Source organism: Variovorax sp. J2L1-78, assembly GCF_030317205.1.
Lineage (GTDB): Bacteria > Pseudomonadota > Gammaproteobacteria > Burkholderiales > Burkholderiaceae_C > Variovorax > Variovorax arabinosiphilus.
The window spans coordinates 809450-821588 of sequence record NZ_JASZYB010000003.1; the positions used below are offsets into that span (position 1 = coordinate 809450).

Consider the following 12139-nt stretch of genomic DNA (forward strand, 5'->3'; position numbering starts at 1 on the left):
GCCCTCAACGCACCAGCAGGCAGCCCACGGAATGGAAAAGGAAGTCGACCCCCAGGTCCTCAAGATCATCGATGAGAAGCGTCTGTCGGGGCCTCGGCTGTCGCCGGTCGACATCGTCGCGAAGATGGGCGTGTTCGACGCGCGCGATAAACCGTTCGAATATGCCTGGCTGGCCACGGGCGACATCGTCATCGCGACGATCTGGGCCGAGTACATCAGCATGGGCGCCGGCGGACGCTGGTTCATGCTCGAGTCGCTGGACACGCAGCACCGCGCCGGCGGCGGTGCGCGCAATGCCAACCAGACGCAGCGCGCGAAGGACCGGCTCGAACTGCTCAAGAAGACCTTCGATGCGGGGCGGGGCTTTCGCGCCTTGCTGCAGACCAACCGCATCGCGATCGCCGAGGTCGAAAGCAGCAAGAATTCCAAGGTGTCGACCCGCGTTCGGGACGACGACGAATGGCATGTGGCCGCGTGGGAACCCGACCGTCAGTTCGCGGTGCTGGTCCGCGGCCCGCGCGGCTGGATGCCGACCGATGCCGAGCTGCTGGCCGCCCGGGCACGGGGCAGCATGCCGAACGACGGCGATGCGGCAACCTCGATGTCGGGAACGGCATCGCCGGACGAGGTCCACGCGGCGGCGCTGCTCTACGTGACGAGGCACTTCAACGGCTACGGCTACAAGACCGAACAGGTGACCGGCCAGGGCCTGGGCTACGACCTCGACGTGCTCGACAAGAAGGGTGCGACGCTGCTCAAGGTGGCGGTCAAGGGCACGTCGAGTGCCGTGACGAAGATCAGTCTGTCTGAGGATGAGCGCGCAGGTTCCACGCGCGAGGCCCTGTGGCGCATGCTGGTGGTGTCGGATGCCCTCACGGCATCGCCCACCCACAAGATTTACAAACCCACAGAAGTGACGAACGCACCGGGCTTCGAGGCTTGACGCCGCGGCGTTACAGCTTCAAATCACAATCCGTGACAAACTGCAAGGCGCAGAGCCCCTAGGCCGATTGGCGGATGTTTTTTCCCGTCCATTGCGCCCTACGATGCCGCTCATGTCTTCTCCCGATCCCGACACTTCTGAATTCGCCGCGCTGCTGGATTTCGTGGCCACCGGAGGCCGCGCTCGAGAACAGTTGAAATCCACGCAGAACGCCGAGCACCTCGCAGCACAGATGCTCGCGCCGCGCGCGCGCGCCATGACGACCGCGCTGCTCACCATCGCCAAGGCGGTGCTCGGCGGGCGCCCTCACTGACTTGCGGAAGTGTCCGCGCAGCGCGCTTCAGCGCGCCGGCGCCGGAATCGGTGTGACGGTCTCGCGGATCACACCCCCGCCAAGCACGCTGCCTTCCGTCGATGACATCCCCGTCCCCTTGACTCGAGCCTCGCAGGCGGCGCGGTCGGCCATCGGCTGCAGCTCGCAGCGTGCCAGCGCATTCTGGTCGTAGGCGCTGGGCGACGCGCTGGTCAGGCCGTTGCGCTGCGCCTCCTGCTTGGCAGCACCTGCCTCGCGCTGGCAGGCCGCCCGATCCTGCAGGACGCCGTCGCAGGGCATAAGGGTTGGCGTCTGCGCGCCGCCTGATGTGCCCTGCGCGAAGGCGGCCGGCGTGCTGATCAGTGCACCTGCGGCACACGCGATGAGACCGAGGGTTCGAATCGAACGGATCATGGAAAGGCTCCTGTAACTCGTGATGGCCGTGCCGACCAGCGGCACGAAAAATCACAGTGTTGAAGGAGCGGCCGCGACCGGCTGCGGGACACCAGGGCGAGCTCGGCGCGCGCAGAGCGTCAATCGGTGTGGGACAGGTCTTGCATGCGTCCGAACAGGTCGGGCAGTCCGGCACGGTTCCGACGTTCAGCCGGCCGCGATGCGTTGCGCCAAGTGCGCGAGCGCTTCCTCGACCTGGTCGACCAGGATGAGCGACAGGTCGCCCGGCTGCAGGCGTTCCAGCGCGCGGTCGATGGCAATGAACTCACCCCGGATCTCTTCGATGTGCCGCGTGCGTCGGGCACCCTGCAGGCCCTGGCGCAGCAGCGCCATCACCTCGCCGTCGGCGCGGCCGCGCTGGGCGGCGTCCTGGTAGAGGATCACGTCGTCGAAGGCTTCGCCGAGGATGGCGGTCTGGTCGCGGATGTCGCAGTCGCGCCGGTCGCCCGCGCCGCTGATCACCACCGAGCGCTTCTGCGCCGGCAGCGTGTCGACGGCCGCCACCAACGCCTTCATGGCGTCGGTGTTGTGGCCGTAGTCGGCGATCACGGTCGCGCCGCGGTACTCCATCATGTTGAAGCGGCCCGGCACACCGGCCGCATCGTTCTTGAAGCTGGAGAGCCCGCTGCGGATGGTGTCCCAGTCCAGCCCCACGGCCCAGGCTGCGGCGGTGGCCGCCATCACGTTCTCGACCTGGAAGGGCAGCGTGCCGTTGCGGGTGATCGGCACGTCGCGCAGCGGCACGCGCTCGCGCCACGAGCCCTCTGCGGCGATCAGCGCGTCGCGGTCGATATAGACGGTGCGCTTGCCCTGTGCGCGGTGCGTGGCCATCACGGGGTGCTGGCGGTCGGCGGTGAAAAAGATCACGTGGCCCGGGCAGCTGGCGGCCATCGCCGCGACGTTCGGGTCGGCGGCGTTGAGCACCGCGTAGCCGTGGTCGGCCACGTTGCGCACGATCACGCGCTTGAGCACCGCCAGGTCTTCGACCGTGGTGATGTAGTTCAGCCCGAGGTGGTCGCCGCTGCCGATGTTGGTGACCACCGCCACCTGGCAGCGGTCGAAGCCCAGGCCCTCGCGCAGCACGCCGCCGCGCGCCACCTCGAACACCGCCGCATCCACTTCGGGATGCAGCAGCACGTTGCGCGCGCTCTTGGGGCCGCTGCAGTCGCCGCTGTCCGTCTGGCGGCCGTCGACCCACACGCCATCGGTGTTGGTCATGCCGGTGCGCAGGCCGCTGGAAGCGAGGATGTGATTGATCAGGCGCGCCGTGGTGGTCTTGCCGTTCGTGCCCGTGACCGCCACGACCGGGATGCGGCCGTCGTCGCCGTGCGCATACAGCGTGTCCATCACTGCCTCGCCGACCGCACGGCCGCGGCCGAAGGAGGGCGAGATGTGCATGCGCAGGCCGGGAGCGGCGTTGACCTCGACCACGCCGCCGTGCTGCTCTTCGAGCGGGCGCAGCACGTTCTCGCAGACCATGTCGACGCCGCAGATGTGCAGGCCGACCATCTGCGCCGCGTCGACGGCGCGTGCCGCGACCTCGGGGTGCACCGTGTCGGTCACGTCGGTGGCCGTGCCGCCGGTCGACAGGTTGGCGTTGTTGCGCAGCACCACGCGCTGGCCGCGCGCGGGCACGCTGTCGGGCGTGAGGCCCTGAGCCTCGAGTCGACCGACCGCGATGTCGTCCAGGCGGATCTTGGTGAGCGAGGTGGCATGCCCTTCGCCGCGGCGTGGGTCGAGGTTGACCGTGTCGACCAGTTGGCGCACGGTGTGCGTGCCGTCGCCGATCACCTGCGGCGGGTCGCGGCGGGCCGCGGCCACCAGCCGGTCGCCCACCACCAGCAGGCGGTAGTCGAAGCCCGGCAGGAATTTCTCGACCATGACTTCGCCGTACGCGGCCGCCGAATCGAAGGCGGCGTCGAGCTGCTCGCGCGTCACGATGTTGACCGTCACGCCCTTGCCCTGATTGCCGTCCTGCGGCTTCACCACGACGGGCAGGCCGATCTCCATCGCGGCCGCCCAGGCGTCGTCGACGTCGCGCACCGGCCGGCCCAGCGGCACCGGCACGCCGGCGGCGTTGAGCAACTGCTTGGTGAGTTCCTTGTCCTGCGCGATGGCTTCGGCCACACCGCTGGTGCTGTCGACCTCGGCCGCCTGGATGCGGCGCTGGCGGGAGCCCCAGCCGAACTGCACCAGGCTGCCGCGCGTGAGGCGGCGGTAAGGAATGCCGCGCGCCACGGCCGCATCGACGATCGAGCCGGTGCTCGGGCCGAGGCGCTCGGACTCATCCAGGTCGCGCAGTTCCGTGAGGGCCGCCTGTGCGTCGAAGGCGCCATCGTTCAACGCGGCGCCGATCAGTTCGGTGGCCAGGGCGACCGCGCGGCGGCCCACCGCCTCTTCGCAGTACTGCACCACGACCTGGTAGACGCCATCTTCCAGCGTGCGCGTGGTGCGCCCGAAGATCACGCTGCAGCCGCTCTGCGACTGCAGCGCCAGCGCGGCGTTCTCCAGCACGTGTGCCAGCGACAGCGGCTGGCCGAGCACCATCGGGTGCAGTTCGCCGATGGTCGGGAACAGCGCCCGCAGGCGCGCCTCGAAGCCGGGCAGCTGCTCGATGGCGTTCTCGTGGCCCTGGCATGCGACGACCACCTCGATGGCGGTGTGGCGGCTCCAGAGATTGGGCCCGCGCAGGGCGCGGATGCGGGTGACTTCCATGGCGGTGAAACCTCTGCGGCCATCGTGGGCCGTCGAATCATCAGGCGAATTGGGGGGCGGGCGAGGGCACGCTCTGCGACAGCTGCAGCGACGCGAGCGCCGCCTGCAAGTCCGACTCGAACGCTTCCGCACCGGCGCCGATCAGGTTCAGCGGAATGCCCAGTGCCCAGCCGGCGGCCACGGCAGCCAGCAGCACGTCGAGGCTCACGCCGATGTGCGTGGCGCGCCACACGGTGAGCCGGCCGAGGCCCGGCAGGAAGGATTCGCTGCTGCCGTTGGCCAGCACCACGCGGTCCTGGCGCACCAGCACGGCCTTGCCGCCAGCGGCCTGGTGGGCGATGAGCGCGGGGGCGCCGACGTCCGAGGCATAGAGGATGACCGCACCGTCGCACAGCGGCGCCAGGCCGGCCACGCGCGGGTCGGTGGCGTTCAGCACCGCGGTGCCCTCGGACAGCACCACATCGACCTGCGTGCGCAGCACCTTCACCATCTGGTCGCTCTCGGTGATGTCGAACTCGGCGAGCGTTTCGAAGCCGTCGAGATCGGTCACGATGCCGACCTGGCAGCGGTCGTAGGCCAGCCCGTCGCGCAGGATCGACGCGGCGCCGTTCTCGATGACCACCGCCTCGACCGCGCGGTTGACCAGCAGCCGGTGGCCGGCTTCCCAGGTGGCACTGGGGCGCGCGTCGACGCGGCGGCGTTCGAGGAACAGGCCGTCACCGCAGGCCAGGCCGGTGTGGCGCCCGCCCAGGCCGGTCAGCCACGCGACCAGGCGTGCCAGCACGGCGGTATCGCGCGAACCGGCCACCCCCACGACCGGGATGCGGCCGGCCGGGCCGTCGTCGTCGGCCAGCGGGAACAGGTGGTCGCAGATGGCGCGCCCCACCGGGCGCGGCGAACCCACCGCCGGCTTCAGGTGCATCAGCAGGCCCGGGCCGGCATTGACTTCGACGATGGCGCCGCGTTGGGCCGCTAGCGGCCGCGAGATGTCCTGCGCCACCAGGTCGATGCCGGCGATGTCGAGGCCGACGATGCGGGCCGCGAGCACGGCCGCGTGCGCCACTTCGGGGTGGACCTGGTCAGTGCAATCGACGCTCAGGTTGCCGTTGCGCTGGATGGTCACCACCTGGCCCTTGGCCGGCACCGATGCGCCGGTGAGGCCCTGGCGCTTGAGCTCCAGCTGCAGCTTGGCGTCGGTTGCGAGGTCGATCACGTCGAGCGGGAATTCTTCTTCGGCGCCACGCCGCGGATCGCTGTTGAGCTGGCTGTCGATCAGCGCCGCCACGTCCGCGCTGCCGTCGCCGGTCACGGTGATCACGTCCCCGCGCGCGGCCGCGACCACCTGGCCGCCGACCACCAGCAGGCGGTGTTCATGCCCGCGCACGAAGCGCTCGACCATCACGTCGCTGCCCTCGGGCTCGGCCACCGCGAAGGCGGCCATCACCTCGTCGCGCGTCGTCAGCTCGAGCGACACGCCGCGGCCGTGGTTGGCGTCCGACGGCTTCACGACCACCGGCAGGCCGATGTCCTCGGCAGCGTCCCAGGCTTCTTCGGCGCTCTCGACCACCTGGCCTTCGGGCACCGGCACGCCGCAGCTCTGCAGCAGCGACTTGGTCAGCTCCTTGTCGCTGGCGATCGATTCGCCGATGGCGCTGGTGTGGTCGGTCTCGGCCGTCCAAATGCGCTGCTGCGCGGCACCGTAGCCCAGTTGCACCAGGTTGCCGCTGTTCAGGCGCATGTGCGGAATGCCGCGGTCGGCGGCGGCGCCGACGATGCAGGCGGTGCTCGGGCCGAGGTAGCAGTCCTCGACCTTGGCCTTGACGGCATCGACCGCGCGCTGCACGTCGGCGGCGTCGAAGGGCGTGTCGTTGATGGCGGCCATCAGCAGGCGGTGGCCCTCGGCCAGCGCGGCGCGCGCCACCTGTTCGTCGCGGGCGCGGAACACCATGCGATAGACCGCGTGCTTGGAGGTGCTGCGGGTTTGCCCGAAGCCGGTCGGCATGCCCGCCAGGTTGAGCAGTTCGATCACGACGTGCTCCAGCACGTGGCCGGCCCAGGTGCCTTCGTTCAGCCGCTGGATGAAGCCGCCGCGCTCGCCGACACCGCAGTGGTGCTCGATCAGCGCCGGCAGCAGCGCGGTCAGGCGGTCGGTGAAGCCGGGGATGAGGTTCGACGGGAAATCCTCCAGCGCGCCGAGGTCGAGCCAGACTTCGAGCACCGGCCGGTAGGTCCAGAGGTTGGGGCCGCGCAGATAGCGCGTGCGCAGCAGGCGGATGTCGTCGAAACGGGTCATGGAAACGTTCGTGGTGCTGGGGTCGAGCACGCGGGCGCCTTCAGGCGCGCCCATGGCGATGGATCAGAATCGGCGCCCGGCGGGCGCCTTGACGGGGCCCGCGACGGGTCAGAGACACAGAAACACAATGCAACATCACGATCCAGTCGGCACCCCGGAGGGCGAAGCGGGGACGGCTCCAGACGCGCTGAAAAGCCGGCTTACAGCCGCCGAGAACGTTCTGGCGACGCTGGCGGTTGACCTCGACGGTGAACTTCGGTTTGCGGACGGCCTGCTGGCCTTGACCGACCGCCGCCTGCTCGGCCGCGGCCCGGATGGGGAATGGCGTGAGTGGGCGCTCGCCCCAGCGTTGCAGTTGCAGCTCGCCGACCATGCCGGCGTGGGCACGCTCGACCTGCTCGGCACAGCCGGCGCGCTGGCGCGCTGGCGTTACACCCTGGCACAGCAACCCGCTGCGCTACGCCTGCTCAAGCGCTTCGAACAGCAGGCGGTCGGCGCTGTCGAGACCGGCGTCTCCGCCGATCCCGACGACCTGGCGACCGAACCCGAACTGCAGACGCCGCCCTCGACCTGGGTGCTGCTGCGGCTTGGCCGCTTCGCCCGGCCCTACCGCAAGCAACTCCTCGCAGGCTTCCTGCTCACGCTCGCCTCGACCGCCGCCACGCTGGTGCCGCCGTACCTGACGATCCCGCTGATGGACGACATCCTGATCCCGTTCCAGAACGGCCAGCAGATTCCGGTCGGCAAGGTCGTGCTGTTCCTCTCTGCCTTGCTGGCCGCGGCGCTCGCCGGCTGGGGCCTGGGCTGGGCGCGCACCTACCTGCTGGCGCTGGTGTCCGAGCGCATCGGTGCCGACCTGCGCACCACCACCTACGAGCACCTGCTGACGCTGCCGCTCGACTACTTCGGCGGCAAGCGCACCGGCGATCTGATGTCGCGCATCGGCTCCGAGACCGACCGCATCAACGTCTTCCTGTCGCTGCATGCGCTCGACTTCCTCACCGACGTGCTGATGATCGTGATGACCGCCGTCATCCTGGTGTCGATCAACCCGCTGCTGGCGGTCGTCACGCTGGTGCCGTTGCCCTTCATCGCCTGGATGATCCACGTGGTGCGCGACCGGTTGCGCACCGGCTTCGAGAAGATCGACCGTGTGTGGAGCGAGGTCACCAACGTGCTGGCCGACACCATCCCCGGCATCCGCGTGGTCAAGGCCTTCGCGCAGGAGAAGCGCGAGGCCGACCGCTTCCACGCCGCCAACGCCTACAACCTGCAGGTCAACGACAAGCTCAACAAGACCTGGTCGCTCTTCACGCCCAGCGTGTCGCTGCTCACCGAAATTGGTCTGCTGGTGGTCTGGGGCTTCGGCATCTGGCAGGTGGCGCGCGGCAGCATCACGGTCGGCGTGCTCACCGCCTTCATCGCCTACATCGGGCGCTTCTACACGCGGCTCGATTCGATGAGCCGCATCGTCTCGGTCACGCAGAAGGCCGCGGCGGGCGCCAAGCGCATCTTCGACATCCTCGACCATGTGAGCAACGTACCCGAACCTGCGAACCCGGTGAAGGTCGAGCGCGTGACGGGCCGCATCGAGATGAAGGACGTGGGCTTCCGCTACGGCTCGCGCGCCGTCATCCGCGACCTCGATCTCGCGATCGAGCCGGGCGAGATGATCGGCCTGGTCGGTCACAGCGGCTCCGGCAAGAGCACGCTGGTCAACCTCATCTGCCGCTTCTACGACGTGACCGACGGGGCGATCCTGGTCGACGGCACCGACATCCGCCGCTTCGCGGTGGCCGACTACCGGCGCCACGTCGGGCTGGTGCTGCAGGAGCCTTTTCTTTTCTTCGGCACCATCGCGCAGAACATCGCCTACGGCAAGCCGGACGCCACGCGCGAGGAGATCGTCGCGGCCGCGCGCGCGGCGCATGCGCACGACTTCATCCTGCGGCTCGCGCATGGCTACGACTCGCTGGTCGGCGAGCGCGGCCAGGGGCTGTCGGGCGGCGAGCGCCAGCGCATCAGCATCGCGCGTGCGCTGCTGATCGATCCGCGCATTCTGATCCTCGACGAGGCCACGTCCGCGGTCGACACCGAGACCGAGAAGGAGATCCAGAAGGCGCTCGACAACCTCGTGAAGGGCCGTACCACCATTGCGATCGCGCACCGCCTGTCGACGCTGCGCAAGGCCGATCGGCTGGTGGTGATGGACCGCGGCGAGATCGTCGAGGTCGGCCCGCACGACGCGCTGATGGCGAAGGAAGGTGCGTACTGGCGGCTCTACCAGGCGCAGCTGCGACAGGCCGATGAAGAAGCCAGCGATGGCGCGGTGGCCGAGCGCACCGGCGTCGCGGTCGCCCTGAGCAACCATGCGGCGCATCCCGCAGGAGACGCGTGATGCCGATCGACTTCCAACTTGAACGCGACGCCTTCGGGCGCCTGGTGCTGATCGATGCGCAGGGCCAGCGACACGAAGGCATCCTGCCGGTGCGCGCCTTTCCGCTGAGCGCGCCGGGCGAAGGGCTGTCGCTGGTCGGCGCCGACGGGCGCGAGTGCGTGTGGGTCGACCGCATCGATGCGCTCCCCGCGGCGACGCGCGCGTTGCTCGATGCCGAGCTCGCCGCACGCGATTTCGCGCCGGTGCTCTTGAAGCTGCACAAGGTGTCGAGCTTCGGCGTGCCCAGCACCTGGCAGGTGAGCACCGACCGCGGCGAGACGAGCTTCGTGCTCAAGGCGGAAGAGGACATCCGGCGGCTGGAGGGGGGCGCGCTGCTCATCGCGAGCGCGCACGGGGTTCAGTTCCGCATCCCCGACGTGAAGGCGCTCGACCGCCCATCCCGCAAGCTGCTGGAACGCTTCCTCTAGGGCCTGGGCATGCCTTCGCAACTCCGGAAATAGCGTTAGCAGGCCCTGGCTGCGAAACTCGGGCGTCTGCTTCAAGGAACACGCCCATGCACACCACCGCCCTCGTCCTCTTCTCCGGCGGGCAGGACTCGACCACCTGCCTGGCTGACGCGCTCAGCCGCTACGAGCGCGTCGAGACGCTGGGCTTCGAGTACGGCCAGCGCCACCGCATCGAGATGGACGTGCGGCACACCGTGCGCGCGCAGCTGCGCGAGCGCTTTCCCGCATGGGCGCCGCGGCTGGGCGACGACCACCTGTTGAGCGTCGATTCGCTCTCGCAGATCGGCGGCTCGTCCCTCACCGACGAGGTCGCCTTCGCCATGCAGGCCGACGGCCTGCCCAACACCTTCGTGCCGGGGCGCAACCTGCTCTTCCTCACGCTGGCCGGCGCGCTCGCGTACCGGCGCGGGCTGCAGGTGATCGTCACCGGCGTCTGCGAAACCGACTACTCCGGCTACCCCGATTGCCGCGACGACACGATGAAGGCGATGCAGCTGGCGCTCTCGCTCGGCCTCGACCGCCGCCTGGTCATCGAGACGCCGCTGATGTGGATCGACAAGGCACAGACCTGGGCGATGGCGCACCGGCTGGGTGGTGACGCACTCGTCGAGCTCATCGTCGAAGAGACCCATACCTGCTACCAGGGCGACCGCACGCAGCGGCACGCCTGGGGCTACGGCTGCGGCGCGTGCCCGGCGTGCGAGCTGCGCGCCGCGGGCTGGGCGCGCTACGTCGACGTGACGGTGTAGCGCGCCGCGGCGCCCTCGGTCGACGGCACCAGCGTCCAGCGCTTGTCGTGAAAGGCGCCCACCGAGGCGCGGTGCGCGATCGACACCATGGCGCCGCCCGCGGCCTTCACGTCGGCCGAGAGCCGACGGTAGAGCGTTTCCTCGGCGGCGGTGTCGAGCGCGCTGGTCGCTTCGTCGGCGAACAGCCAGCGCGGCTTGCGCAGCAGCACGCGCGCGATCGCCAGTCGCTGTTGCTCGCCGCCCGAGAGTTTCTGGCTCCAGGTGTCGGTGTCGTCGAGCCGATCGGCCAGTGCCGGCAACAGCGCGTCGTCGAGGGCGGCCTTCAACTGCGCATCGTCGTACTCTGCGGCCGGTCGCGGATACGCCAGCGCATCGCGCAGGCGCCCGTCCGGCACATAGGGGCGCTGGGGAATGAACATCGCCTCCTCGGGGAGCGCGACCTTTCCGCGCGCAAAGGGCCAGATACCGGCGAAGGTGCGGAACAGCGTCGACTTGCCGCTGCCCGACGGGCCCTGCAGCAACACGGTGTCGCCGGGGTCGAGCGCGAGTGCCGTGTGCTGCATCAGCAGCGTGCCGTCGGGCAGGGCGACGTCGAGCTCGGTCGCGCGCAGGCCGTCCGTCGCACCGATCTCGCGCGACAGCGCCGGCGACGCATCGGCATGGGCGCGCATCGCCGCGTCGAAGGTGGTCAGTCGGTCGGATGTGGCGCGCCAGACGGCCACGCGGTCGTAGTTGTCGACGAACCAGCTGAGCGAATCCTGCACGCGGCCGAAGGCCGAGTTCACTTGCATCAGCTGGCCCAGCTGGATGGCGCCGCTGAAGAAACGCGGCGCCTGCACGATGAAGGCGAAGATCACCGACGCCTGGCCGAACGACGCGGTGAAGGCCACCAGGTTCTTCTGTGCCTTGATCAGCTGCAGGTAGTTCTTCAGCACCGCCCCGAAGCGCAGGTCGAGCTGCCCGTGCTCGACCTTCTCGCCGCGGTCCAGCGCGATCGCCTCGCTGTATTCGCGCACCCGCACCAGGTGGTGCCGGAAGTCGGCCTCGTAGCGCTGTTGCTGGAAGTTGAGCCCGATCAGCGGCCGGCCGATCAGGTGCGTGATGGTGGTGCCGACTGCGCAGTAGATCAGGGCGACCCACACCATCGAACCCGGCACTGTGAACGCGTGGCCACCCAGAGTGAAGCTGGCCGTGCCGCTTTCGACCCAGAGGATGCCAACGAAGCTCACCAACGTGACCACCGCGTTGAGCAGCCCCATCGACAGCGTCATCGTGTAATCGGTGAACATCTGCATGTCCTCCTGGATGCGCTGGTCGGGGTTGTCCGGCGTCGGCGCATCGCCACCGGTCGCATAGCGCGCGAGTTCCAGCCGGTAGAAGGTGTGGTCGGCCATCCAGCGGCCGAGGTAGTTGCGCGTCATCCACGCACGCCAGCGCATCTGCAGCAACTGCGTGAGATAGAACTTGAGGATCGCGATGACGATGAAGCCGGCGGCGATCCAGCAGAACACACCGATCTCGCGCCAGAAGACTGCCTGGTCCTTGTTCTGCAGCGCGTCGTAGAAGCGGCCGAACCACTGGTTGTTGAGCACCAGCATGTAGACCGCGAGGAGGTTCAACACGACGATGACCGCGAGCATGACGCGCGCCTTCCACTTCTCCTCGGAGCGGAAGTAGGGTGCGGCGAGCTTTCCGATGCGGCGCAGGGTGTCGAAGAAGGAAGCGGAGCGCGCGGGGTCGGACATCGGTGTGCAGTCATCGTGGGCGCC

General features: G+C 69.2%; 9 protein-coding genes. 5 read left to right on the top strand and 4 right to left on the bottom strand.

Annotated elements, in window-relative coordinates; genetic code table 11:
- Window positions 1-31: 31 nt before the first annotated feature.
- On the top strand, window positions 32-943 hold the full coding sequence (locus QTH86_RS22260) for a hypothetical protein (protein ID WP_286648328.1): 912 nt from the start codon (window positions 32-34) through the stop codon (window positions 941-943).
- Window positions 944-1055: 112 nt separating this feature from the next.
- Complete coding sequence (locus QTH86_RS22265; RefSeq protein ID WP_286648329.1) at window positions 1056-1256, top strand: hypothetical protein; 201 nt, start codon at window positions 1056-1058, stop codon at window positions 1254-1256.
- Window positions 1257-1283: 27 nt separating this feature from the next.
- On the opposite strand, the gene QTH86_RS22270 is transcribed toward QTH86_RS22265, so the two are convergent.
- The 3 genes from QTH86_RS22270 to QTH86_RS22280 form a co-directional block, all read right to left on the bottom strand.
- Window positions 1284-1670: a hypothetical protein gene (locus QTH86_RS22270; protein ID WP_286648330.1), complete on the bottom strand. Its 387-nt coding sequence runs from the start codon at window positions 1668-1670 to the stop codon at window positions 1284-1286.
- Window positions 1671-1856: 186 nt separating this feature from the next.
- A complete protein-coding gene (gene cphA / locus QTH86_RS22275; RefSeq protein ID WP_286648331.1) occupies window positions 1857-4424 on the bottom strand; it encodes a cyanophycin synthetase in 2568 nt (855 codons plus the stop codon).
- A 40-nt stretch (window positions 4425-4464) separates the two neighbouring features.
- Window positions 4465-6717 carry a cyanophycin synthetase gene (locus tag QTH86_RS22280; RefSeq protein WP_444814041.1) on the bottom strand — a complete coding sequence of 751 codons (2253 nt, stop codon included), beginning with the start codon at window positions 6715-6717 and terminating at the stop codon, window positions 4465-4467.
- A 127-nt stretch (window positions 6718-6844) separates the two neighbouring features.
- Between QTH86_RS22280 and QTH86_RS22285 the strand changes: the two genes are divergently transcribed.
- The 3 genes from QTH86_RS22285 (at window position 6845) to queC (ending at window position 10370) form a co-directional block, all read left to right on the top strand.
- Window positions 6845-9115 (top strand): cyanophycin metabolism-associated ABC transporter, encoded by a 2271-nt coding sequence (locus tag QTH86_RS22285; protein WP_286648333.1) that lies wholly within the window; start codon window positions 6845-6847, stop codon window positions 9113-9115.
- Window positions 9115-9582, top strand: coding sequence for a cyanophycin metabolism-associated DUF1854 family protein (locus QTH86_RS22290; protein ID WP_286648334.1), 468 nt, complete (start codon window positions 9115-9117; stop codon window positions 9580-9582). The genes QTH86_RS22285 and QTH86_RS22290 overlap by 1 nt, the downstream gene beginning before the upstream one ends.
- A gap of 86 nt (window positions 9583-9668) precedes the next feature.
- The gene (gene queC, locus QTH86_RS22295) at window positions 9669-10370 is read left to right on the top strand and encodes a 7-cyano-7-deazaguanine synthase QueC (protein WP_286648335.1); all 702 of its coding nucleotides are present in this window, start codon (window positions 9669-9671) and stop codon (window positions 10368-10370) included.
- Here queC and QTH86_RS22300 read toward each other — a convergent pair.
- On the bottom strand, window positions 10349-12115 hold the full coding sequence (locus tag QTH86_RS22300) for an ABC transporter ATP-binding protein/permease (protein ID WP_286648336.1): 1767 nt from the start codon (window positions 12113-12115) through the stop codon (window positions 10349-10351). The genes queC and QTH86_RS22300 overlap by 22 nt on opposite strands.
- Between the last annotated feature and the right edge of the window lie 24 nt (window positions 12116-12139).